Origin of the sequence: Georgenia sp. 311 (genome assembly GCF_006151955.1) — a bacterium.
GTDB lineage: Bacteria > Actinomycetota > Actinomycetes > Actinomycetales > Actinomycetaceae > Oceanitalea > Oceanitalea wutianyii.
Genome location: NZ_VDFS01000046.1, coordinates 1 through 22,888 on the forward strand (window position 1 = coordinate 1; position 22,888 = coordinate 22,888).

Below are 22,888 nucleotides of genomic sequence, written 5' to 3' on the forward strand. Positions count from 1 at the left end.
TGACCGCGGCCTTCACCCTCGCCCTCATCGCCGAGCTCATGGGCCGCTCCCTGCACTACGACTCCATGATCCGAGTCGGCATCTGATGGATCTCCTCGACCACGGAGTCCGCACCGGGACAGCCGGGTTCGTGCTGTCCCGGCTGCTCCTGGCGGCGCCCAGCCAGGCGCTCGCCGAGAGCTTCGGGACCCCGCAGATGCGCGGGACGTGGCCGCTCACGGACCCCTCCAGCGCTGCGGCGCTGGAGGGGTTCGGGGCCGACCCGTACGAGGTGCTCGCCCGCGAGCACGTGACGCTCTTCCGGGGCCGGCAGCCCCTCGTCGCCCTGCACGAGTCGGCGTGGCGCGCCGACGTCGACCGGGCGGCGCTGCTGAGCGAGCTCGCGGCGACCTACGAGGGTGCGAACTTCACCGGCCTGCCCACCCCCGTCGACGACCACCTGGGCTACCAGGTGGCCTACCTGGCCGACCTGGCCACCCTCGTCGGGCGGGCCAGCGCCGCCGGTGACCTCGAGACCGCGCGCGCCGCGGCGGAGCGCGCCGAGCGCTTCCGGACCGAGCACCTCGACCCCGTCGTGGAGCTGGTCCTCCAGGGCATCGAGGCGCATGCCCACACCCACCTGTACCGGGCCCTGCCCGGTCTGCTCCGCGGCTTTCTCACCGAGCACGAGAGACTGTGTTCCGCGGCCCTGGACCACCCCCCAGCCTGAGGAGGCTCCGTGCTCGACCCCACCCAGCTCGACACCCTCGCCGCAGGGTTCACCGTCCTCGCGCGCTTCCACCAGGAGCCGCCGGACGAGGACACCCTGGCGACGTTCCGCCAGATGCTCGACGAGTGGCCGCTGCCCGGGACGGAGGGCGCCACTCAGGGCCTGCAGGTCCTGCGGTCCTCCGAGGCCGTGGCGGAGGACGCCGCAGCCGTCCGCGCCGACCACGCCGGGCTCTACGGCACCCTTGCCGTCGCCCGCGTCGCGCCCTACGAGTCGGTTCACCGCGGCCAGGAGCGGCTCGTCTTCGACGCGCACACCCTCCAGGTCCGCGACGCCTACCGCACCCTGTCGCTGCAGGCTCCCAAGCTCAACCGGGAGCCGGACGACCACATCGGCCTCGAGCTGGAGTTCGTCGCCCAGTCCTGCCTGCGGGCGCTGGACGCCCTGGACCAGGGCTCCGAGGCGGACGCGGAGCGGTACGTCCGCCTGGGCGCGGACTTCTACCGCGACCACCTCGGCCAGTGGGCTCCCGAGATGCTCGGACGGGTCGTGGACGAGGCGCACACCGCCTTCATGGCGGGTCTCGCCCACCTCACGGCCGGCGCGCTCGAGAGCTACGCCCAGGCCACCGGCGTCCAGACCGAGGACGCCTGACAGCCCCCGTCCCCCGGTCCAGACGCCGAGAGCTGGATCGTGCACCGTGCACGATCCAGCTCTCGGCGTCTTTGGGCGGGGCGTGACCAGTCGCGGGGACGAGATCCGTCGCGGGGGCCCGTCCTGGGTCCCGCGTCCCTCCCGTCCCGCGTCCCTCTCGCACCACCTCCCTTCCCCACCCACGTCGCCGGCTCGGGCGCGTGCACGATCCAGCGCTCGGCAGGTGGTGGGGCGCCCATGTGCGGGTGGTGAGGGCGCCATGTACGGCGAGAGCCGGATCCTGCGTGCAGGATCCGGCTCTCGCGCGTGAGGGGTTGTGCGTGAGGGGGCGTCAGCCGCTGACGCGCTCCATGATGAGTTCGCGGACGCGGGCGGCGTCGGCCTGACCGCGCGTCGCCTTCATGACCGCGCCGACGATCGCGCCGGCCGCCTGCACCTTGCCGCCACGGATCTTCTCCGCGACGTCCGGGTTGGCGGCGAGGGCCTCGTCGACGGCCGCGATGAGCGCACCGTCGTCGGAGACGACCTCCAGGCCACGGGCGACGACGACCTCCTCCGGACCGCCCTCCCCCGCGAGCACGCCGGCGAGCACCTGGCGGGCGAGCTTGTCGTTGATCCGGCCCGAGTCGACGAGCGACTGCAGCTCGGCGATCTGCGCCGGGGTCACGGCCAGCTCCTCGAGCTCGACGCCGTCGGCCTTGGCGGTGCGGGCGAGCTCGCCCATCCACCACTTGCGCGCCGCGCCCGGGTCGGTGCCGGCCGCGACGGTCGCCTCGATGAGGTCCACCGCCCCGGCGTTGACGACGTCGCGCATCTCGGCGTCGGCGTAGCCCCACTCCCCCTGGAGACGACGACGCCGCAGCGCCGGCATCTCGGGCAGCGAGCTGCGGATCTCCTCGACCCACTCCCGGCTCGGGGCGAGCGGGACGAGGTCCGGCTCGGGGAAGTACCGGTAGTCCTCGGCGTCGGACTTCACCCGGCCGGGCGACGTCGTGCCGGTGTCCTCGTGCCAGTGGCGGGTCTCCTGGACCACGGCCTGGCCGGCGTCGAGGACGGCAGCCTGGCGCGAGACCTCGTAGCGCACGGCGCGCTCGATCGAGCGGAAGCTGTTGACGTTCTTCGTCTCGGTGCGCGTGCCGAGCGGCGCGTCGGGGCCCGGGCGCAGCGAGACGTTGATGTCGGCGCGGACGTTGCCGCGCTCCATCTTGGCCTCGGAGACGCCCAGTGCCCGGAACAGGTCACGCAGCGTGCTCACGTAGGCGCGGGCCACCTCCGGCGCCCGCGCGCCGGTGCCGGTGATCGGCTTGGTGACGATCTCGACGAGCGGCACCCCGGCACGGTTGTAGTCCACGAGGGAGTACTCCGCCCCGTGGATCCGGTTCCCGGCGCCGCCGACGTGGGTGTTCTTGCCGGCGTCCTCCTCCATGTGGGCGCGCTCGACCGCGATCGGGACGACCGTGCCGTCCTCGAGCTCGACGTCGATGGCGCCGTCGAAGGCGATCGGCTCGTCGTACTGGGAGGTCTGGAAGTTCTTCGTGAGGTCCGGGTAGAAGTAGTTCTTCCGGGCGAAGCGGCACGTCTCGGCGATCTCGCAGCCGAGGGCCAGGCCGATGCGGATCGCGTACTCGACGGCGGTGCGGTTGACCACCGGCAGCGCGCCGGGCAGCCCGAGGGACACCGGCGTCGTGAGGGAGTTGGGCTCCCCGCCGAAGGCGTTGGGGGCGCCGTCGAACATCTTCGTCGCGGTGCCCAGCTCGACGTGCACCTCGATGCCGATGACCGGGTCGTAGCGGGTGACGGCGTCGTCGAAGTCGACGAGCGCGGGGGTGGTCGCGGTCATCGCTGGGCCTCCTCGGAGACGGTGGTGGGCAGGGCCGGAGCCTCGGCCAGCAGCCGGTGCCCGCGCTGCTCGTCGAGCAGCCGCTCGAGGACCGCTCCGACCCGGTAGAGCCGGGCGTCCTCGCGGGCCGGGGCCAGCGCCTGGAAGCCGACCGGCAGGCCGTCGTCGCTCAGGCCGCTGGGCACCGAGATGCCGGGGATGCCGGCGAGGTTCGCCGGGATGGTCGCGACGTCGTTGAGGTACATCGCCATCGGGTCGTCGAGCTTCTCCCCGAAACGGAAGGCCGTCGTCGGGGTGGTCGGTGAGACGAGGACGTCGGCCTGCTCGAACGCGGCGGCGAAGTCGCGCTGGATGAGCGTGCGCACCTGCTGCGCGCTGCCGTAGTAGGCGTCGAAGTACCCGGCCGACAGTGCGTGCGTGCCGAGGATGATGCGCCGCTTGACCTCGTCGCCGAAGCCGGCGCCGCGGGTGGCGCCCATGACGCGCTCGGCGGTGAGGGGGCCCTCGGAGGGCTCCACGCGGAGGCCGTAGCGCATGCCGTCGAACTTCGCGAGGTTGGAGGAGGCCTCGGCCGGGAGGATGAGGTAGTACGCCGCGAGCGCGTAGGCGAAGCTCGGGCAGGACACCTCGACGACCTCGGCCCCGGCCTGACGGAGCAGCTCCAGGGCGGCGGTGAAGCTCGCCTGGACGCCGGGCTGGTAGCCCTCGCCGCCGAGCTCACGGACGACGCCCAGACGCACGCCGCGCAGGTCGCCGGCGCCGGCCGCGGCGACGAGGTCACCCACGGGGTCGGGCAGGGAGGTCGAGTCGCGCGGGTCGTGCCCGCCGATGAGCTCGTGGAGCAGCGCCGAGTCGAGCACCGTGCGCGAGACCGGGCCGGCCTGGTCGAGGCTCGAGGCGAGGGCGATGAGCCCGTAGCGCGAGACCCCGCCGTAGGTCGGCTTGGTGCCCACGGAGCCGGTGACGGCGGCGGGCTGGCGGATGGAGCCACCGGTGTCCGTGCCGATCGCCAGGGGCGCCTCGAAGGCGGAGACGGCCGCGGCCGAGCCACCGCCCGAGCCGCCGGGGATGCGCTCGAGGTCCCACGGGTTGCGGGTGGGGCCGAACGCCGAGTGCTCGGTGGAGGAGCCCATGGCGAACTCGTCGAGGTTCGTCTTGCCGAGGATCGGCAGGCCCGCGGCGCGCAGCCGCTCGACGATCGTCGCGTCGTACGGCGGCACCCAGCCCTCGAGCATGCGCGAGGCGGCCGTCGTCGGCTGTCCCTTGGTGACGACGACGTCCTTGACGGCGATGGGCACGCCGGCGAGCGGGTGGAGCTCCTCGCCGCGAGCCCGACGCTCGTCGACGTCGCGGGCGGTGGCCAGCGCCTCCTCGCCGTTGACGTGGAGGAAGGCGTGCACGGCGCCGTCGACCTGCGCGATGCGCTCGAGGTGCGCCTGGGTGACCTCGACCGAGCTGACCTCCTTCGCGCGCAGCCGCTCGGACAGCTCCGCCGCGGTCGCGGTGATCAGCTCGTTCATGCGTCCTCCCCGAGGATCTGCGGGACCAGGAACTGGCCGTCCCGGCTGGCCGGCGCGCCGGAGAGCGCCGCGTCGACCGACAGCGGCTCCTCGACGACGTCGGGCCGCATGACGTTGGTCAGCGGGATCGGGTGGCTGGTGGCCGGGACGTCGGGGCCGACGGCGGCGCTCACCTGGGCGACGGCATCGGCGATGACGCCGAGCTCCCCCGCGAGGCGCTCGACCTCCTCGGTCGTGAGGTCGATGCGGGCCAGGGCGGCCACACGCGCGACCTCGGCTGCGTTGATGGTGGACATGGAGATCGAGTCTAACGCCACGCCCCGCGCCGCCGGGGCTGGGCAGCCCCTCGCTGCTCTAGGTTTGGTACATGAAGCTGAGCACCGCCCGCAGGTGGCTGCGGCCGCGCGTCCGACGCGCCGTCACCTGGGGCGCCCTCGGCCTCGCATGCGCGCAGGTCGCGGCCGCCGCGACCGTGTGGGGGGTGGACTCGCTGCGCAAGCGACGGGAGCCCCCCGGCGGGGAGTTCCCCCTCACCGAGCCCGTGCCGATCGACGTCGCCGGCTCCGCGCTCACGGTCTACACCTACGGCGAGGACGTCTACGCCGCGATGCTCGAGGCGATCCGCGAGGCGAAGCACTACGTCTTCTTCGAGTCCTACATCTGGAAGGACGACCCCGTCGGCCGGGAGTTCAAGCGCGAGCTGATCCGTGCCGCCGAGCGCGGGGTGCAGGTCTTCGTCATCTTCGACTCCTTCGGCAACCTCGTCGTCCCGCGGTCGTTCAAGCGCTTCCCCGACTCGGTGCACGTCATGCGCTTCCCGCTGTGGCGCCCGGGGCTCATCACCTTCAACATCCGCAAGTCCGGCCGGGACCACCGCAAGATCCTCGTCGTCGACGGCGAGCGCGGCTTCGTCGGCGGCTACAACATCGGCCAGCTCTACGCGACGAGCTGGCGCGACACCCACCTGCAGGTCCGCGGTCCGCAGGTGTGGGAGCTGGACAACGCGTTCGTCGACTTCTGGAACGAGCACCGCCGCCCCCACCACCCCGAGCTCGAGGACCGCGGGGCGCTGTCGTGGGACGCCCGCATCCAGTCGACGCAGAACTCCCCCTCCTCGATGCTCTTCCCGGTGCGCGGCGCCTACATCAAGGCGATGGACCGGGCGCAGCACCACATCTACATCACCCAGGGCTACTTCATCCCCGACACCGAGTTCCTCGGCGCGATGCTCCGCTCGGCCAGGCGCGGGGTGGACGTGCGGGTGCTCATCCCCGAGGTGTCCAACCACGTGCTCGCCGACTGGGCAGCGCGCACCCTGTACCGGCGCATGCTGGAGGGAGGGGTGACGATCTGGCTCTACCAGGGCGCGATGGTCCACGCGAAGACGGCGACGGTCGACGGCCGGTGGACGACGATCGGAACGACGAACATCGACCGGCTGTCCCTCGTCGGCAACTTCGAGATCAACCTCGAGATCTACGACGAGGCCATCGCCCGGCACATGGAGAAGGTCTTCGCCACCGACCTCACCAACGCCCGTCTGCTCACCCTGGAGGAGTGGGAGAGTCGCCCGTTCCTCAACCGGGTGGGTGAACGACTGCTCCACCCGCTTCGCTTCTTGTTCTGAGGTACCACCGTGCTCGACGTCCTCGCTTCCGCTCCCCTCCTGACGATGATGCTCGTCGTCGCCCTCGGCACCCTCCTCGGGGCGGTGCCCTTCGGGCCCGTCCGCTTCGGCGCCGCCGGAGCGCTGTTCGTCGGGCTCGCGGTCGGCGCACTCGACCCCCGCCTCGGGGAAGGGCTGGGCCTGGTCCAGACGCTGGGCCTGGCCCTGTTCGTCTACACCGTCGGACTGGCGGCCGGCGGCACCTTCTTCCGCGACCTGCGCGGCCAGCTGCCGCTCATGGCCGGATCGATCGTCGTGCTCGTCGTCGTCGCGGGCGTGGCCGTCCTGGCCGCCCGGTGGGCCGGGATCCCCGCGGCGATGGCCGGCGGGGCCTACGCCGGGGCCCTGACCTCGACGCCGGCGCTGGCCGCGGCGACGACGGCGGCCGGCTCCCAGGAACCCGCGGTCGGGTACTCCCTCGCCTACCCCATGGGCGTCCTCGTCTCGATCGTCGTCGTCGCGGTCGTCACCGCGCGGCCGTGGCAGGCCCGGCGCGACCCCGACCCGACAGCGGGCATCGGGCTCATCGACGTGAGCGCGGAGGTCGAGCACCCCGGGCCGCTGTCGGCGATCCCCGGCGTCGCGCAGGGCGAGGTCCGTCTGTCCTACCTCGAGCGGGACGGGGCGACCCGCGTCGTCGACGCCGACGAGGACCTGCAGGCCGGCGACCGCGTCGTCGTCGTCGGGTCACGCGAGGCGGTCGAGCGCGCCGTCGAGCACCTCGGCCGGCGGGTGCACCGCCACCTGGCACACGACCGCTCGGTCGTCCACTTCCGCCGGTTCGTCGTGTCGAACCGGAAGGTGGCCGGGCGCACGGTCCACGACCTCGACATCCCCGGCCGCTTCGGTGGCGTCGTCACCCGGGTGCGCCGCGGGGACCGGGACCTGCTCGCCGGCGACGACCTCGTCCTCCAGCTCGGGGACCGGGTCCGGGTGGTCTTCCCGCGCGGGCGCCTCACCGAGCTGTCCGAGATCTTCGGGGACTCCGAGCGCGGCGTGAGCGAGATCGACCCGCTGTCGGCGATGACCGGCATCGCCGTCGGCCTGCTCCTCGGGCTCATCACGGTGCCGCTGCCCGGCGGGGCCGCCTTCGCGCTCGGCTCGGCGGCGGGCCCGCTCGTCGTCGGGATGGTCCTCGGCCGGCTCGACCGCACCGGTCCGATCGTGTGGACGCTGCCCAACGCCGCGAACCTCACCATCCGCCAGCTCGGCCTGCTGCTGTTCCTCGGGGCGACCGGCCTGTCCTCCGGGCAGGCGTTCGCCGCGCAGGCGTTCACGCCGCTCGGGCTGCGGGTCGTGCTCGTCGGCATCCTGCTCGTCGGACTCGCCGCCGTGGCGTTCGTCGTCATGGCCCGGCTGCTCGGGCAGAGCACGCCGCGCACGGCGGGGGCGCTGGCCGGCTTCGTGGGCCAGCCGGCGATCCTCGCCTACGTCGGCGGCCGGGTCAGCGACGAGCGGGTCGAGGCGGGCTACGCCTCGCTGTTCGCCCTGGGGATCATCGTCAAGATCCTCCTCGTCCAGTTCGTCACCACCCTCTGACCGCCGGCCCCGCCGTCGGGCACCAGGTGCCTCCGGCGGGACCGGAGAGGGCCGGGAGTGACCGGCCGGCGAGCCTGCCGGGTCAGCGCAGGCGGAGACGGACGGGCTGGCCGGGCCCGATCCGGTCGAGCAGGTCGCGGTCCTCGGCGACGACGTGGCCGACGACGTTGACCGTCGGGTCGGCCGGCAGGTCGCGCCGCTGGATCGCGATCTCGCCCTTGTACCGACCGGCGGCGTCGTTGTCGACGGTCACCGAGCCCAGGGCGCGCCCGACGGTCGGCCCCGCCGGGACGGCGACGTCGGCGAGCGCCCCGCGGGCGCCCTCGAGGCGGACCATCGCGGCGGCGTCGTCGGTGCGGTTGCGGTCCTGGACGGCGAGCCGCTCGGCCACGGCCTGCGGCACCGGTGCGGTGAGCTCGACCTCGAGCTCGACGACCCCCTCGACCGCCCACGCCCGCCACGTGCGGCGGGTGCGCTCGGACAACGACGGGTCTCCGACGAAGACGTCGTCGACGCCGAGGCGGAGCAGGTCGATGGCCGCGGCCACCGGGTGGGTGTCGCGGTGCCGCTCGAGCGTGGGCAGGCCGAACCCGAGGGGGATGCGGCGCAGGCCGTCGCCCGGCACCCACGCCTGGACGGGCAGGCCGAGCCCGTGGAACATCCGGGTCTGGGCGTCGAGGAACTCCTCCGACAGCCCGGTCCACACCTTGGGGTAGAAGTTGTGCGAGATGCCGATCCCCTCGGTGCGCATCCCCATCCCGACGAGCCGCTCGTAGTCGCCCGGGGTGGCCGTGGAGGCGTTGAACCAGATCGGGATCGAGCGGGACAGCGCGACGATCTCCTCGTCGCTCAGCCCGTAGTCCACCCGCAGGGCCGTGACGCCCCAGTCGCGCATCGTCCCGGCCGTCGTCACGTCCAGGCCGACGGCCGCGAGCGACGGGCCGGAGATGTCGACGACGAGGCCGAGCCCGTTGTCCTGGGCGAGCGCGCCGACCCGCTGCATCCGCGCGCGGAAGTCGCCCTCGGGCTCCTCGGGAACGTGGAGGGAGCCGAAGAGCGTGGTGAACCCGTCCTCGCGGGCGGTCGCGCAGACCTGCTCGGCGACGTCGAGGTGACGGAAGTAGGCGGACAGTCCGAAGCCGGTCACGGGGTCTCCTCGAGGGGGTCGGTGCACCCGCGCGGGTGGTGCCCGCACGGGCCCTCAGTCTCTCAGCCGGCGCGGGCCCCACCGCGAGGCAGGCGGCCCGCTCCTTCGTACACTGGCCCGCGTGGCACAGACCGAACCGGTCCCCGCGAGCCTCGACGAGGCGAGGGACGAGGCCCGCGCGCTCACCGAGAAGATCGACGGCGCCCGCGAGGCGTACTACGGCAAGGACACCTCGCTCGTCGACGACGCGACGTACGACGGGTGGATGCACCGCCTGGAGGAGATCGAGCGCGCGCACCCCCTGCTGCGCAGCCAGGACTCCCCCACCCAGGTGGTGGGTGCCGCCGGGACCAGCGACCTGCCGACCATCGAGCACGCCGAGCCGATGCTCAGCCTCGACAACGTCTTCTCCCTGGAGGAGCTCGCCGAGTGGTGCGCCAAGACCCAGGCGGCGGCCGGCCGCACGGTCGCCTGGCTCACCGAGCTGAAGATCGACGGACTGGCTGTGTCGCTGCGCTACGAGCACGGCGTCCTCACCTCCGCCGCGACGCGCGGGGACGGCCGGGTCGGTGAGGACGTCACGAGCAACGTCAAGCGCCTGGGCATCGTGCCCGACCGCCTCGCGGGCGAGGGGCACCCTCCGCTCGTCGAGGTCCGGGGCGAGCTGTTCATCCCCGTCGCGGAGTTCGAGCGGCTCAACGAGCTGCAGGCCGAGCTCCGTGAGCGCGCCGTCGCGGAGGCCCGCACCCGGTGGCAGGAGCGCTCGACCGGGGGCACCTTCGACGAGTCCCGCGCCGAGGCGAGCGCCGCCCGCCGCTTCCCCGCCTTCGCCAACCCGCGCAACGCCGCCAGCGGCGGCCTGCGGCAGCGGCTCGACAAGAAGACCGGGCTCGAGCACGAGGCCGGGACCGCCCGGCTACGCGCCCTGGCGCTGTTCGTCCACGGCTTCGGCGCCTGGGGCGACCCGCCGGTCCACGCGCAGAGCGAGGTGTACGAGCTCCTCGCCGGCTGGGGCCTGCCGACCAACCCCCGCACCAAGGTCCTCGGCAGCGTCGAGGAGGTGGGCGCCTACGTCGAGCAGTACGGCCGCGAGCGCCACGAGGTCGAGTACGAGATCGACGGCGTCGTGGTCAAGGTCGACGAGTTCGCCCTGCACGCCGAGCTCGGCCGCACGAGCCGAGCCCCGCGCTGGGCCATCGCCTACAAGTACCCGCCCGAGGAGGTCCACACCCGGCTGCTCGACATCAAGGTCGGCGTCGGGCGCACCGGGCGGGCCACCCCCTACGCCGTCATGGAGCCGGTGCACGTCGCGGGGAGCACGGTGCGCCAGGCGACGCTGCACAACCAGGAGGTCGTGCGGGCCAAGGGCGTGCTCATCGGGGACACGGTCGTCCTGCGCAAGGCCGGTGACGTCATCCCCGAGGTGCTCGGGCCGGTCGTCGACCTCCGCGACGGCAGCGAGCGCGAGTTCGTCATGCCGCAGGACTGCCCCGAGTGCGGCACGCCGTTGCGGCCGATGAAGGAGGGGGACATCGACCTGCGGTGCCCCAACGCCCGCTCCTGCCCGGCGCAGGTGCGCGGACGGGTCGAGCACATCGGCTCCCGCGGCGCCCTGGACGTCGACGCGCTCGGCGAGGTCACCGCCGCCGCCCTCACCCAGCCGACGAGCCCGGCGCAGCCGCCGCTCACCACCGAGGCCGGCCTCTTCGAGCTCGAGCTCGACGAGCTCGTGCCCATCGAGGTGGTCGTGCGCGACAACGAGACCGGGGAGCCGCGGGTGGACGAGCACGGCGAGCCCGTGCGCCGCCGCCCGTTCCAGCGGGTGGAGCTCACCTACCCGCCGGGCTACGAGGACGCGACACCGGCCGAGCGCCGCGCGGCAGGGGTGCGCAAGAACTTCCGCCGCGTCCACCCCTCCAAGCAGGCGCTCGTCCTCCTCGAGGAGCTGGAGCGCGCCAAGACCAAGGACCTGTGGCGCCAGCTCGTCGCCCTCAACATCCGGCACGTCGGACCCGTCGCCGCGCGGGCGCTCGCCGCGCACTTCGGCTCCCTCGACGCGATCCGCGCGGCGGAGCAGGCCGAGCTGGCCGCCGTCGAGGGCGTCGGCGGGATCATCGCCGACGCCGTGCGCGACTGGTTCGAGGTCGACTGGCACCGCGAGATCGTCGAGCGGTGGACGGCCGCCGGCGTCCGCTTCGCGATCCCCGGCCACCCCGGTCCCGGGGCCGCCGCGGAGACCGGGGGCGTGCTCGAAGGGCTCACCGTCGTCATCACCGGCTCGATCGAGGGCTACACCCGCGAGGGTGCCAAGGAGGCGGTCATCGCCGCGGGCGGCAAGGCCGCGACGAGCGTGAGCAGGAAGACCGACTACGTGGCCGCCGGCCCCGGTGCCGGGTCCAAGCTCGCCAAGGCCGAGGAGCTCGGGCTGCCGGTCCTGGACGCCGAGCAGTTCCGCACGCTCGTCGAGCAGGGGCCCGACGCCCTGGGCTGAGGCCACCGGGTCCACCCCTGGTCTGAGGGCGTGCCACCCCCGGTCAGCCCGGGGTCGGACGCCCGGTGTGGGACCCACCTGGCACCCTTGAGTCATGTGCGGTCGCTATGCATCGTTCCGGGAGGCGCAGGAGCTCGCCGACGCCTTCGACGTCGAGGAGATCGCGGAGGAGGCCGCCGCCGTCCACCCGTCGTTCAACGTCGCCCCCACCGACCGGGTGCGCGTCGTCCTGGAACGCTCGGACGGGCACGTGCGCCAGATGCACTCCGCCCGCTGGGGCCTGGTCCCGGCGTTCGCGGACGACCCCTCGATCGGGGTGCGGATGATCAACGCCCGGATCGAGACGGTCGCGGAGAAGAGCGCCTTCGCCAAGTCGCTGCGCGCCCGGCGCTGCATCCTGCCCGCCGACGGCTACTACGAGTGGCGCAAGGAGCCCGACGGCTCCAAGACGCCCCACTTCATCCACCGGGCCGACGCCGCACCACTCGCCTTCGCGGGGCTCTACGCGTTCTGGCGTGACCCGAGCAAGGACGACTCCGACCCCGCCCGCTGGCTGCTGTCGACGACGATCCTCACCCAGCCTGCCCGCTCCCAGCTCGCCGGCATCCACGACCGCGAGCCCGTCGTCCTGCGCGGCGACGCCGTGGCGCCGTGGCTCGACCCGTCGGTGACCGCGCCCGAGGAGGCCCTGGCGGCCATCGGCGCGGAGCGGCCGCAGCTGCAGTTCCACCGGGTGGGGCCGCGCGTGGGTAACGTCCGCGTCGACACCCCCGACCTCATCGAGCCCGTGGACTGACGGTGAGCACCTCCCCCACCGACTCCCCCTGGTCCTACCCGCCACCGCCCCCGCCGCCCGCGTCCTCCCAGCCCTGGGTGTCACAGGGCTCGACCATGCACGGCGCGCCACCACGCCTGCCCGAGCCGCAGCTGCGCGACACCAGCCGCACCGTGGACCTGCTCGTCGTCCTCCTGCTCGCGGTCTTCGTCGCGATCCCCTCGCTCATCGGCGGGGTCGGCACCGCCACCACCGGGTACGGCGCGTTCTTCGGGGCGCTGGCGTCCCTCGCCATGCCGGCCGCGCTGTTCTGGCGCCGCACGCGGCCGGTCCCCTCCGCCGTCGTCGTCTACGGGGCGGCGCTGGTCCACTTCGCGAGCGGCGCGCCGCTCATCGTCGCCGACGTCCTCATCTTCGTCGCGCTCTACTCGGTGACCGTCTACGGGCCGGTGTGGGCGGGGCGCACGGCCCTCGTCTCGGCCATCTTCGGCGGCCTGCTCCTCGCGACGTGGATCAGCGGGACGTCCGGTCCCGGCCTCACTGGTCGGTTCTGGCTCGACCTGTCTCCCGAGAGCCTCCTTCTCATCGCCGTCATCGGCGGCCTCATCGGGGCCGCGTGCCTCTTCGTGTGGGCGATGGGGCTGGTGCGCCGCAGCCGCCTCGCCCACACCGAGACGCTCGCCGAGCGCGCCCAGCGGCTGGAGATCGAGCGCGACCAGCAGGCCCAGATCGCCACCGCCGCGGAGCGCTCACGCATCGCCCGGGAGATGCACGACATCGTCGCCCACTCGCTGTCGGTCGTCATCGCCCAGGCCGACGGCGGGCGGTACGCGGCGGCGGCGGACCCCGACGCCGCCGTCCGCGCGCTCACGACCATCGCCGACACCGGGCGCGCGGCCCTCGCCGACATGCGCAAGATCCTCGGCGTCCTGCGCGCGCCGGGCGGGGAGGACGAGACCCACGGCGCGACGATGCCCCAGCCCATCGACGCCGACCTCGACGGCCTCGTTGAGCAGCTGCGCTCCTCGGGGCTCGACGTCTCGCTCATCCGCGTCGGCGACGCCCGCCAGCTGCCCCCCGGCCTCGGGCTCACCGTCTACCGGATCTGCCAGGAGGCGCTGACCAACGTCCTCAAGCACGGCGGTCCGGCCGCGAGCGCCACCGTCCTGCTCCAGTGGGCACCGCAGCGCATCATCGTCCAGGTCGAGGACACCGGCCGAGGCGCGGCCGCCTCGAACGACGGCGCCGGGCACGGTCTGCTCGGCATGCGCGAGCGGGTCATGCTCTTCGGCGGGACGCTCGAGACCGGCGCGAAGCCCGGGGGTGGCTACCGGGTGCGGGCGGAGATCCCGCTGCCCGGCGTCACGCCGCTCAGCCCACTCCCACCCCCCGACGGCGCGAACGCCCCGCTGGCTCCGGCATCATGGCCCCAGCAGCAACGAAACGGAGTCCTGTGAGCACCGAGCCCATGCCCGCCGAAGACACCCCCATCCGTGTCGCCCTCGTCGACGACCAGCAGCTCGTGCGAGCCGGCTTCACCCTCGTCATCAACTCCCAGCCGGACATGGAGGTGGTCGCCGAGGCCTCCGACGGCGCGCAGGCGCTGCGGATGCTCAGCGCCTACGACGCCGACGTCGTCCTCATGGACGTGCGCATGGCCGGCATGGACGGGCTCACCGCCACCGAGCAGCTCACCGCGCAGGGCTCGGGCCCGAAGGTCGTCATCCTCACGACCTTCGACCTCGACGAGTACGTCATGCGCGCGATCAAGGTCGGAGCGAGCGGCTTCCTCCTCAAGGACGTCCCGCCGGAGGACATGCTCCAGGCCATCCGCACCGTGCACGCGGGCGACGGCGTCATCGCGCCGTCGTCCACCAAGCGGCTCATCGAGCACCTCGCCCAGGTCCTCCCGGACGAGCAGAAGGCCCCGCCTGCCATCCTCGACGCGCTCACCGAGCGCGAGCGTGAGGTCCTCGTCCTCATGGCCCGCGGGCGCAGCAACACCGAGATCGCCGCCGACCTCTTCGTCGCCGAGGCCACCGTGAAGACGCACGTCGGGCGGGTGCTCTCCAAGCTCGGCGCCCGCGACCGGGTCCAGGCGGTCGTCCTCGCCTACGAGACCGGGCTCATCACCCCGGGCTCCTAGCCCGTCCGCGCGCGCCCGCCCGCCCCAGGGGTGGACCCGCGGGTGGTGGCGTACGACCACGGGATGACCCGAGAACAGGCCCCCGGCAGGACGCAGGCACCGTGGTGCCGCCCGTAGCGTCGGTGACATCACCAGACGCGGCCCGTGGCCGCCCCACCCAGGAGGATCCCTGTGAGCAGCTCCCCCCGACGACCCGCAGTCCAGGCACGCGGCCTGAGCAAGGTCTACGGCAGCGGGGACGTCGCCGTCCACGCGCTCCGCGGCGTCGACGTCGCCTTCACCGCCGGTGAGTTCACCGCGATCATGGGGCCTTCCGGCTCCGGCAAGTCCACCCTCATGCACCTGCTCGCCGGGCTCGACGCGGCCACGGGCGGCCAGGTCGTCCTCGGGGACACCGAGCTCACCGCCCTGGGCGACACCGAGCTCACGCTGCTGCGCCGTGAGCGGGTGGGCTTCGTATTCCAGTCCTTCAACCTCCTGCCGATGTTCACCGCCCTGCAGAACATCACCCTGCCGTGCGAGCTCGCCGGCACCGCCCCGGACCAGGGGTGGCTCGACACCCTCATCGACACGCTCGGCCTGCGGGACCGGCTCACCCACCGGCCCAGCGAGCTGTCCGGCGGCCAGCAGCAGCGCGTCGCCATCGCCCGCGCCCTCATCACCCGCCCCGACGTCGTCTTCGCCGACGAGCCGACCGGCAACCTCGACTCCCGCTCCGGCGCCGAGGTGCTCTCCTTCCTGCGCACCAGTGTGCGCGAGCTCGGGCAGACGATCGTCATGGTCACCCACGACCCGGTCGCGGCGTCCTACGCCGACAGCGTCGTCCTCCTCGCCGACGGCCGCATCGCCGGCTCGATCGACAACCCGACCCCCGAGTCGGTCCTCGCCGGTCTCGACGCGCTGCGCACGGTGAACGCCTGATGCTCAGACTCACCCTCACCCAGATGCGCCGCAGCACCGGGCGCCTGCTCGCCGCGGGCCTGGCGATCATGATCGGCACGGCCTTCATCGCCGCGACACTCCTCGGCACCGCGGTCATCCGCGACACCACGTACTCGGCGGTCACCGCCGACATCGGAGACGCGGACGTCGTCGTCCAGTCCGGCGACGACCTGCTCACCCCCGAGCAGCTCGACGAGGTCCGGGCCCTGCCCGGCGTCTCCGTCGCCGACGGCCAGGTGACGATGTTCGGCTCGATCGTCGCCGGTGGGCGCCAGGACTGGTCGGCCGTCGACGCCGTCGGCTCCCCCGGCCTGTCCGGCGTCACCGTCCTCGACGGCACGCTCCCGACGGCGCAGGGCGAGGTCGCCCTCACCGCCTCCTCCGCCGACCGGCTCGAGGTCGAGGTCGGTGACGCACTGACGATGTCGACCGAGATCTACCTGCCGCCCCCGCCTGGCGCGAAGGACTCGATGCCCTTCGTCGACGCGGAGCTCACCGTCGCCGGCATCCTCCAGGACCCCTCTGCGCTCGTCGGCATGGGCAACACGGCGCTCGTCACCCCCGCCCAGCGCGACGCCTGGGTGGTGCAGGCGGACCGCGAGCTCGCCTTCAGCGAGATCCTCGTCCGCGCGGCGGACGGCGCGGAGCCGGCCGCCGTCGCAGCCGCGGTGTCCGCGGAGCTGCCGAATGCCGCCGTCCGGACGGGCGAGGAGTACGCCCAGCAGACGCTCCAGGACCTCACCGGTCAGGCCTACGCCCTCACCGCGGTCATCCTCGCCTTCGGCGCGCTGGCGATGTTCGTCGCCGCGATCGTCATCACCAACACCTTCCAGGTGCTCGTCGCCCAGCGCACCCACACCCTGGCCCTCCTGCGGGCCGTCGGCGCGACCAAGCGCCAGATCCGCCGCTCGGTGCTCACCGAGGCGCTCATCCTCGGGATCGTCGCCGGTGTCGCCGGGCTGGTCCTCGGCACCGCGCTCGCCCAGGGCGCCCTGTGGGTCCTGCACGCCCAGGAGCTGCCCTTCCCGGTGCCCAGCAACGTGACGATCACGGCGGCGGCCGTCATCGTCCCGATCGTCACCGGTGCCCTCGTCACCGTGCTGGCGGCGCTGTCCCCCGCGCGGGCAGCGACCGTGGTCTCCCCGCTCGCGGCGCTGCGTCCCCCTGAGCCGCCGGACCCGCGCGGCGCCTCCCGACTGCGCGTCGTCGCCTCGCTCGTCCTCGTCCTGGGCGGCGGCGCCATGGTGGCCGCGGCCCCGTTCCTCGCCGGCGCCGAGTCCATCGACGAGGAGACCGCCGTGCTCGGCGGGCTCGCCCTGGGGATCCTCGGCGGCTTCGTCTCCTTCGCCGGCGTCATGCTCGGGATGGTCTTCGTCGTCCCGACGGTCGTCCGTGGCCTGGGCGCGCTCGCCCGGCGGGCCGGTGGCGGCACCCCGGCGCGGATCGCCACCGCCAACGCCGTGCGCAACCCGCGCCGTACCGCGGCGACCGCCACCGCGCTCGTCATCGGCGTCACGCTCGTCGCGCTCATGTCGACGGGCGCGGTGAGCGCCCGGTCCAGTCTCGACTCGATGCTGCGCAGCCAGTTCCCCGTGGACCTCGTCGTCTCCTCCAGCGCCTGGGACCAGGAGACCGGCCTTCCCGGCGGGCTCACCCCCGCGCAGATCGAGACGGTCGAGCGCACCGAGAACGTCGAGGCCACGCTCGGCATCGCCGAGGCCCAGGCCACCTTCCAGACCCCGCAGGGGGAGATCGAGACCGGGGTCTCGCTCGTCGACCGCGCGGCCGCCGAGTCGATCATGCGGGACAGCTCGCTCCTCGACCTGCTCGGTGAGGACACGCTCCTCGTCGGCAGCGGCTGGGCCCGCGACGTCGGCCTCACCGACGGGCAGACGGTGACGCTGGGCGACGCAGACCTCACCCTCGTCGTCCAGGGCAACGGTTACACCGCCTTCGCCCCGCTCAGCCTGCGCGAGGCGATCGACCCGCAGGCGCCGGTCACCGAGCTGTGGGCGCGCCTGTCGGGCGAGGACCAGGCCGCGACGATCACCACGGTCTCCGACCGTCTCACCGAGGCCCAGGCGGTGGCCACGGCGCAGGACCCCGACGCGCGGTACGACACCCCCTACGTCGACGGGCCGGCCGCCCAGCGCGAGATCTTCGAGCAGGTCATCAACACGTTGCTGGCGATCGTCGTCGGACTGCTCGGCGTGGCCGTCGTCATCGCGCTCATCGGCGTGGCGAACACGCTGTCCCTGTCGGTCATCGAGCGGCGCCGCGAGTCGGCCCTGCTGCGGGCCATGGGCCTGACCCGCGGCCAGCTGCGCCGGATGCTCGCCGTCGAGGGCGTCTTCCTCGCCCTGGCCGGGGTGCTCATCGGGGCCGTCCTCGGGCTGCTCTACGGCTGGGCCGGCACCGCGGTCATCCTCGGCCGCTCAGGCGAGCTCGCGCTCGCCGTGCCGTGGGGGTACCTCGGCGCGATCGTCGTCGTCGCGCTCCTCGCCGGGTTCGCGGCCTCGGTGCTGCCCGCCCGCAGCGCCGTGCGCACCCCGCCGGTCGCCGCGCTCGCGGCCGACTAGACCCGTCGCCGCCGGGCTGGAGGGGCCGGCGCCGACGCACCGACGGACCCCGTCGTGTCCCTGGACGCGGCGGGGTCCGTTCGTGCTGTGGCGGCCCCTCCCCCACCCCGTGAGACTGGCGCCACACCGGCCGCGACGAGCGGCCCCCGACCCCGGAGGACCTCCCATGCCCCGTGCGCACGGTGTCACCGCCCTCGCGACCGCCGCCCTGCTCGCCCTGCCCCTCGCCGCCGGCGCCGCGCCGGCGCCCGACGACGGGCCGGGTCTCCCCCTCGGCGCGGCAGACCTGCAGGAGACCCGGCACACCGAGGCGGTGGCCCCGGGGGTCACGCTCACCCGGATCGTCCGCGGGGACGCCGAGGCGACCTACCCGTGGACGGTCGAGGTCTCGGTGCCCGCGGGCTCCGGCTCACCGGACCCCGACGCCCCCGCCACCGCGCTGCGCGACCGGGCGAGCGCCGAGGAGGTCGTCGCCGAGCTGCGTGCCGCCGGGCTCGACGCCCGCACCGAGGAGGTGCGCACGCAGCCCACCGTGGACTTCGCGGGCGGCAGCCTCGGCTGGCGTGTGCGCGTCGGCTCGTTCACCGACCGGGCCGCGGCGGACGCGGCCCGGGAGCAGGTCGTCGCCGCCGGGCACCGCGGCTCCACCCTGTCGACCGCGTGGGACGCCGACGGCGAGGAGGACCGCGGGCCGTGGCGGATCGACGTCCTCACCGTCGACCCGCGCCACTTCCGCGGCGAGCTCGCGGCGTCGGTCGGCCCGGACGTCGAGCGCCGCGAGACGACCTCCGAGCTCGCCGCCCTCTCCGGGGCCCTCGCGGCCGTCAACGGCGGGTTCTTCGTCCTCGACCCGCGGGCCGGCGCGCCCGGCGACCCGGCCGGGGTTTCGGTCGTCGACGGCGAGCTGCTCAGCGAGCCGGTCGGGGACCGGCCCGCGCTGCTGCTGCGACCCGACGCGCGGCGCACCGAGGTGGAGCGCCTCACGTGGGAGGGCGAGCTGCGCACGGGCGGAACCCGTCTCCCGCTCGACGGGGTCAACCGGGTGCCGGGCCTCGTGCGCAACTGCGGCGGGCTCGACGACCTGCCGACGTCCCTGCCGCTGCACGACACGACGTGCACCGACCCCGACGAGCTCGTCGTCTTCACCGGCACCTACGCCGCGACCACGCCCGCGGGCCCCGGTACCGAGGTGGTGCTCGACGCGGGCGGCCGGGTCGTGGAGGTCCGCGGGGAGCGCGGGGGCCCCGTGCCGGAGGGCGGGCGCACCGTCCAGGCCACCGGCGACCTCGCCCCGGTCCTGCGCGGACTCGTCGAGGAGGGCGGGCGGCTCGACGTCCGCACGACCCTGCACGACGAGGAGGGCCGACCCGTGCACCCCACCCGCTACCCCGCCGTCGTCAACGGTGGACCCGAGCTCGTGCGCGACGGCGCACGGCACGTCACCGTCGCCGCCGACGGCATGGTCCACCCGGACAACCCGAGCTTCTACTACGGCTGGGCGCACAAGCGGAACCCGCGCACCCTCGCGGGCGTGGACGCCCAGGGCCGCCTCGTCCTCGTGACCGCGGACGGGCGCAGCACCGACGCGCTCGGCCTGTCGATCCCGGAGGCCGCGGACGTCGCGGTCGGGCTGGGTCTGCGCGAGGCGCTCAACCTCGACGGCGGCGGGTCGACGGCGATGGTCGTCGGGGACCGGCTGCTCACCGTCCCGTCCGACGCCGCCGGGGAGCGGCCGGTGGGCGACGCGGTGCTCGTCCTGCCCGGGCGGTCCTAGGCGACCGCGCGGGGCGGGGTGGCGCTGCTGGTCCACTCCACCGAGCGCGGCAGGAGGATCCCCACCGTCACGGCCACCGGGAAGGCGACGAGGAGAGTCACGACCCACCACTCCAGCGCGCCGGCCTGCGACACCCCGGTGGCGAGGAGGAGCAGCTGCCACGTCACGACGGGCCCACGGCCCCACCGGTGGCGCTGGTAGAGCGCCCGGCCCGCGGCGACCAGCACGGCGCACAGGCCGAGGAACAGGGCGGCGAGCACGGCGGTGACGGCCCCTCCGGTGCTCTGCCCGCGGACCACCTCGAGGAGCATCCCGACGGTGAGCGCGAGGAGCGCCCCGACCTCCACGAGGAGGAGCAGCAGCGCGCTGAGAAGGGCGGTGGGCGGACGGACGGGCCGGTCGGAGGTCACGGTCCTGAGCGTACGTCCTACATCCGTGTGACGAAGGCCACTCCCCCCGGGAGGTGGTTGACCTCCGCCGAACCCTTGTCCCGGCACGGGCCGTCGTGTGAAGGTGGTGCACAGTCATTCTCCCGGACCGCCCCCCTTGCTCCATCAGGCGGTCCGCACGCGCCCAAGAAGGAGTTTCATTCATGGACTGGCGCCACACCGCCGCTTGCCTGACCGAGGACCCCGAGCTCTTCTTCCCGATCGGCAACACCGGCCCCGCTCTCCTGCAGATCGAGGAGGCCAAGGTGGTCTGCCGCCGGTGCCCCGTCGTGGACACCTGCCTCAAGTGGGCGCTGGAGAACGGTCAGGACGCCGGGGTGTGGGGCGGCCTGTCCGAGGACGAGCGGCGCGCTCTCAAGCGCCGCACCGCCCGAGCCCGGCGCGCGTCCTGACTCCCCTCGCCGCACTGAGCGTGCCCCCGGTGTCCCTCGCGACGCCGGGGGCTTCCTCGGTGTCCGCCGCCGACGACGGGGGCCTCTTCTCCGGGGTCGCCGACTACGCGGTCTCCCTCATGGAGACCCTCGGCGGGCCCGGCGCGGCCCTCGCGATCGCCCTGGAGAACCTCTTCCCGCCGATCCCCAGCGAGGTCATCCTCCCGCTCGCCGGCTTCACCGCCAGCCAGGGTGAGCTCGGCCTCGTCAGCGTCATCCTCTGGACGATCGCCGGCTCGGTCGTCGGCGCGCTCACCCTCTACGGGCTGGGTGCCGCGCTCGGGCTGCGCCGGCTGCGGGCCATCGCCGACCGGCTGCCGCTCGTCGACTCCCGCGACGTCGACGCCACCGACCGCTGGTTCCAGCGCCACGGCACCAAGGCCGTCTTCTTCGGGCGGATGCTGCCGATCTTCCGCAGCCTCATCTCCATCCCCGCCGGCATCGAGCGGATGAGCCTCCCGGTCTTCCTCGGGCTGACGACGGCGGGCTCGGCGATCTGGAACACGGTCCTCGTCCTCGCCGGGTACTACCTCGGCGAGCGGTGGCACGTGGTGGAGGAGTACACCGGCATCCTCCAGCTCGTCGTCATCGCGGGCATCGTCCTCGCCGTCGCGTGGTTCCTGTGGAGCCGCACCGGCCGCCGCGGGCGCGAGCGCCGGCAGCGCAGCGAGGCACCCGCCACCGACTGAGCGGGACGCGGCGGGCGAGCCGCCTCAGCGGGCCTCGGCGATCCGGGCCCGCACGGCGACCTCGGTCCCGCCGCCGGGAGCCGGCAGCCACTCGATGGTCCCGCCGAGCTCCCCGCGCACGAGCGTGGAGACGATCTGGGTGCCGAGGCCACCGAGGACGCTGCCCTCCTCCATGCCCTTGCCGTCGTCGCGCACGGTGACGGAGAGCTGCTCGCCCTCGCGGTCCGCGGTGACGACCACGGTGCCGCCCTCGGGCCCGAGCCCGTGCTGGACGGCGTTGGTGACGAGCTCGGTGAGCACGACGGCGAGCGCCGTCGCGTCGTCGGCCGGCACCTGACCGAAGCTGCCGCACACCTCGGTGCGCACCTGCCCCTCGCCCGCCGCGACGTCCGCCGACAGGCGCAGCACCCGGACGAACAGGGCGTCGAAGTCGACGATCTCGTCGATGATCTGGGAGAGCATGTCGTGGACGAGGGCGATCGTCGAGACGCGACGGATCGCCTCGCCGAGGGCCTCGCGGACCTCCTCGCTGCCCGAGCGGCGCGACTGGAGACGCAGCACCGCGGCCACGGTCTGGAGGTTGTTCTTCACCCGGTGGTGGATCTCGCGGATCGTCGCGTCCTTGGTGAGCAGCTCGAGCTCCTGACGGCGCACCTCGGTGACGTCGCGGCACAGGAGCACCGCCCCGCGCCGCTGACCGTTCTCCGTGATGGGGATCGCGCGGAAGGAGACGACGACGCCGTGCGCCTCGATCTCCGAGCGCCATGCCGCCTTGCCGGTCATGACGACGGGCAGCGACTCGTCGACCGGGCCCTCGCCGTCGATGACCTCGGTGACGGCCTCGACGAGCACCTTTCCGGTGAGGTCACCGATGATTCCGAGCCGGTGGAAGCACGACAGTGCGTTCGGGCTGGCGTAGAGCACCTCGCCGTCCAGGCCGAGGCGGAACAGGCCGTCCCCCACGCGCGGGGCGCCGCGCCGCGAGCCCGACGGGGTCTCGGGCTGGGGGAACTCCCCGCGGGCGACCATCGCGCAGATCGCGTCGGCGGCCTCGACGTAGTTGAGCTCCAGCCGGCTGGAGGTGCGGGTGATGCCGAGGTTCGCCTGGCGGGAGACGACGGCGATGGTCCTGCCCTCGTGGACGACGGGGATCGCGTCCTCACGCACGGCGTGGGAGCCGATCCAGCGCGGCTCGGTCGCCCGGACCGGGACCTGGCGCTCCATCGCCTGACGCAGCAGGCGGCGGCGTCCCGCGGGGATGAGCCGGCCGACGACGTCCTCGTAGTAGACGGTGGCCCCGGTCGAGGGACGGCAGTGGGCGACGATGAGGAAGTCCTCCTCGCCCATCGGGATGCACAGGAGGAGGTCGGCGAACGAGAGGTCCGATACGACCTGCCAGTCACCGACGAGCTGGTGGAGCCACTCGATGCTGTGCGGGTCCAGCCGCGACCTGTCCTGGATGAGTTCGCTGAGCGTCGACACCCTGCCAGCGTATAGCGCGGCCCGCCGCGAACCCGGCGCCCGCGCGGCGCGGCGG

19 protein-coding genes are annotated in these 22,888 nt (G+C 73.9%); 13 read left to right on the top strand and 6 right to left on the bottom strand.

Features of this window, described 5'->3' with window-relative positions; all coding sequences use genetic code 11:
- Positions 1–85: 85 nt before the first annotated feature.
- Positions 86–709, top strand: coding sequence for a molecular chaperone TorD family protein (locus tag FHE66_RS09980; RefSeq protein ID WP_139072814.1), 624 nt, complete (start codon positions 86–88; stop codon positions 707–709).
- Positions 710–718: 9 nt separating this feature from the next.
- Positions 719–1,363: a molecular chaperone gene (locus FHE66_RS09985; RefSeq protein ID WP_139072815.1), complete on the top strand. Its 645-nt coding sequence runs from the start codon at positions 719–721 to the stop codon at positions 1,361–1,363.
- A gap of 331 nt (positions 1,364–1,694) precedes the next feature.
- Here the strand turns inward: FHE66_RS09985 and gatB are convergent, their stop codons facing one another.
- From gatB to gatC, 3 genes are read right to left on the bottom strand one after another with little or no spacing between them, the layout of a single operon-like run.
- Positions 1,695–3,203, bottom strand: a complete 1,509-nt coding sequence (gene gatB, locus FHE66_RS09990) for an Asp-tRNA(Asn)/Glu-tRNA(Gln) amidotransferase subunit GatB (RefSeq protein WP_139072816.1) — start codon at positions 3,201–3,203, stop codon at positions 1,695–1,697.
- On the bottom strand, positions 3,200–4,723 hold the full coding sequence (gatA, locus tag FHE66_RS09995) for an Asp-tRNA(Asn)/Glu-tRNA(Gln) amidotransferase subunit GatA (protein ID WP_139072817.1): 1,524 nt from the start codon (positions 4,721–4,723) through the stop codon (positions 3,200–3,202). The genes gatB and gatA overlap by 4 nt, the downstream gene beginning before the upstream one ends.
- Positions 4,720–5,019 carry an Asp-tRNA(Asn)/Glu-tRNA(Gln) amidotransferase subunit GatC gene (gene gatC, locus FHE66_RS10000; RefSeq protein ID WP_139072818.1) on the bottom strand — a complete coding sequence of 100 codons (300 nt, stop codon included), beginning with the start codon at positions 5,017–5,019 and terminating at the stop codon, positions 4,720–4,722. The genes gatA and gatC overlap by 4 nt, the downstream gene beginning before the upstream one ends.
- 71 nt (positions 5,020–5,090) lie before the next feature.
- Here gatC and FHE66_RS10005 point away from each other — a divergent pair, with 71 nt between their 5' ends.
- Positions 5,091–6,350 (top strand): phosphatidylserine/phosphatidylglycerophosphate/cardiolipin synthase family protein, encoded by a 1,260-nt coding sequence (locus tag FHE66_RS10005; protein WP_139072819.1) that lies wholly within the window; start codon positions 5,091–5,093, stop codon positions 6,348–6,350.
- A gap of 9 nt (positions 6,351–6,359) precedes the next feature.
- Positions 6,360–7,928: an aspartate:alanine exchanger family transporter gene (locus FHE66_RS10010; RefSeq protein WP_218013682.1), complete on the top strand. Its 1,569-nt coding sequence runs from the start codon at positions 6,360–6,362 to the stop codon at positions 7,926–7,928.
- An 82-nt stretch (positions 7,929–8,010) separates the two neighbouring features.
- On the opposite strand, the gene FHE66_RS10015 is transcribed toward FHE66_RS10010, so the two are convergent.
- On the bottom strand, positions 8,011–9,075 hold the full coding sequence (locus FHE66_RS10015; RefSeq protein WP_168202648.1) for a MupG family TIM beta-alpha barrel fold protein: 1,065 nt from the start codon (positions 9,073–9,075) through the stop codon (positions 8,011–8,013).
- Between the two features lie 121 nt (positions 9,076–9,196).
- Here FHE66_RS10015 and ligA point away from each other — a divergent pair, with 121 nt between their 5' ends.
- The 7 genes from ligA (at position 9,197) to FHE66_RS10050 (ending at position 19,782) form a co-directional block, all read left to right on the top strand.
- Positions 9,197–11,566: an NAD-dependent DNA ligase LigA gene (ligA, locus tag FHE66_RS10020; RefSeq protein WP_139072821.1), complete on the top strand. Its 2,370-nt coding sequence runs from the start codon at positions 9,197–9,199 to the stop codon at positions 11,564–11,566.
- Positions 11,567–11,660: 94 nt separating this feature from the next.
- The gene (locus FHE66_RS10025) at positions 11,661–12,362 is read left to right on the top strand and encodes an SOS response-associated peptidase (RefSeq protein ID WP_139072822.1); all 702 of its coding nucleotides are present in this window, start codon (positions 11,661–11,663) and stop codon (positions 12,360–12,362) included.
- 2 nt (positions 12,363–12,364) lie between these two features.
- Positions 12,365–13,798 (top strand): sensor histidine kinase, encoded by a 1,434-nt coding sequence (locus FHE66_RS10030; protein ID WP_255303683.1) that lies wholly within the window; start codon positions 12,365–12,367, stop codon positions 13,796–13,798.
- 11 nt (positions 13,799–13,809) lie between these two features.
- Entirely contained in the window at positions 13,810–14,487 is a 678-nt protein-coding gene (locus tag FHE66_RS10035) for a response regulator transcription factor (RefSeq protein ID WP_139072863.1), read from the top strand.
- A gap of 171 nt (positions 14,488–14,658) precedes the next feature.
- Complete coding sequence (locus FHE66_RS10040; protein ID WP_230976543.1) at positions 14,659–15,408, top strand: ABC transporter ATP-binding protein; 750 nt, start codon at positions 14,659–14,661, stop codon at positions 15,406–15,408.
- On the top strand, positions 15,408–18,008 hold the full coding sequence (locus FHE66_RS10045) for an ABC transporter permease (RefSeq protein WP_139072824.1): 2,601 nt from the start codon (positions 15,408–15,410) through the stop codon (positions 18,006–18,008). The genes FHE66_RS10040 and FHE66_RS10045 overlap by 1 nt, the downstream gene beginning before the upstream one ends.
- Before the next feature lie 166 nt (positions 18,009–18,174).
- On the top strand, positions 18,175–19,782 hold the full coding sequence (locus tag FHE66_RS10050; protein WP_139072825.1) for a phosphodiester glycosidase family protein: 1,608 nt from the start codon (positions 18,175–18,177) through the stop codon (positions 19,780–19,782).
- Here FHE66_RS10050 and FHE66_RS10055 read toward each other — a convergent pair.
- On the bottom strand, positions 19,779–20,192 hold the full coding sequence (locus FHE66_RS10055; protein WP_139072826.1) for a hypothetical protein: 414 nt from the start codon (positions 20,190–20,192) through the stop codon (positions 19,779–19,781). The two genes, FHE66_RS10050 and FHE66_RS10055, sit on opposite strands and share 4 nt — an antisense overlap.
- A gap of 182 nt (positions 20,193–20,374) precedes the next feature.
- Between FHE66_RS10055 and FHE66_RS10060 the strand changes: the two genes are divergently transcribed.
- Both FHE66_RS10060 and FHE66_RS10065 read left to right on the top strand, forming a co-directional pair.
- Positions 20,375–20,623, top strand: a complete 249-nt coding sequence (locus tag FHE66_RS10060) for a WhiB family transcriptional regulator (RefSeq protein ID WP_139072827.1) — start codon at positions 20,375–20,377, stop codon at positions 20,621–20,623.
- 119 nt (positions 20,624–20,742) lie between these two features.
- Complete coding sequence (locus FHE66_RS10065) at positions 20,743–21,351, top strand: DedA family protein (RefSeq protein WP_139072864.1); 609 nt, start codon at positions 20,743–20,745, stop codon at positions 21,349–21,351.
- 24 nt (positions 21,352–21,375) lie between these two features.
- Here FHE66_RS10065 and FHE66_RS10070 read toward each other — a convergent pair whose 3' ends face one another.
- Positions 21,376–22,833: a sensor histidine kinase gene (locus FHE66_RS10070; RefSeq protein WP_139072828.1), complete on the bottom strand. Its 1,458-nt coding sequence runs from the start codon at positions 22,831–22,833 to the stop codon at positions 21,376–21,378.
- Between the last annotated feature and the right edge of the window lie 55 nt (positions 22,834–22,888).